Genomic DNA, 1,196 nt, shown 5'->3' with positions numbered 1-1,196 from the left:
AATTCTTAAGAATTAAGCGAAGATCTTAGCAACAACACCAGCACCTACAGTACGGCCACCTTCACGGATAGCGAAACGTAGGCCTTCATCCATTGCGATTGGAGCGATTAGCTCTACAACCATTTGGATGTTGTCGCCTGGCATTACCATTTCTACGCCTTCTGGTAGAGAGATATCACCAGTTACGTCAGTTGTACGGAAGTAGAACTGTGGACGGTAGCCTTTGAAGAACGGAGTATGACGGCCGCCTTCGTCTTTAGAAAGTACGTATACTTCTGACTCGAACTTAGTGTGTGGAGTGATTGAACCTGGCTTAGCAAGTACTTGACCACGTTCAACGTCATCACGCTTAGTACCACGTAGAAGTGCACCAACGTTCTCACCTGCACGACCTTCGTCAAGCAGTTTACGGAACATTTCAACACCAGTACAAGTAGTAGTTGTAGTATCTTTGATACCTACGATTGCTACTTCGTCACCTACGTTTAGGATACCGCGTTCGATACGGCCAGTTACTACTGTACCACGACCTTGGATTGAGAATACGTCTTCGATTGGCATTAGGAATGGCATATCGATTGCACGCTCAGGTTCTGGAATGTAAGAATCTAGAGCTTCTGCAAGTTCAATGATCTTAGCTTCCCACTGCTCTTCGCCGTTTAGTGCGCCTAGTGCAGAACCTTGGATAACTGGTAGGTCATCACCTGGGAAATCGTACTCAGAAAGAAGTTCACGAACTTCCATTTCTACTAGTTCTAGTAGCTCTTCGTCATCTACCATGTCACATTTGTTCATGAATACGATGATGTAAGGGATACCAACCTGACGGCCTAGTAGGATGTGCTCACGAGTTTGTGGCATTGGACCATCTGTAGCAGCAACTACAAGGATACCGCCGTCCATCTGTGCAGCACCAGTGATCATGTTTTTAACATAATCCGCGTGTCCTGGACAGTCTACGTGTGCGTAGTGACGAGCTGGAGTATCGTATTCTACGTGTGAAGTAGAGATTGTGATACCGCGCTCACGCTCTTCTGGAGCGTTATCGATTGATGCGAAGTCACGAGCTGAACCGCCGTATACTTTTGACAAAGTAGTACAGATAGCTGCAGTAAGAGTAGTTTTACCGTGGTCAACGTGGCCGATAGTACCAACGTTTACGTGCGGTTTTACACGTTCAAATTTTTCTTTAGACA

Annotated in this window: 1 protein-coding gene; it reads right to left on the bottom strand. The window is 46.1% G+C overall.

The annotated features are described in order from the left end of the window. Nucleotides 1-12: 12 nt before the first annotated feature. Nucleotides 13-1,196 (bottom strand): elongation factor Tu (gene tuf, locus RH85_RS20600; protein WP_006714681.1); only part of this gene is annotated, 1,184 nt, incomplete at its 5' end.

The organism is Vibrio ichthyoenteri ATCC 700023, from assembly GCF_000222605.1.
Classification (GTDB): Bacteria; Pseudomonadota; Gammaproteobacteria; order Enterobacterales; family Vibrionaceae; genus Vibrio; species Vibrio ichthyoenteri.
This window is presented reverse-complemented; position numbering and strand designations above follow the sequence as displayed.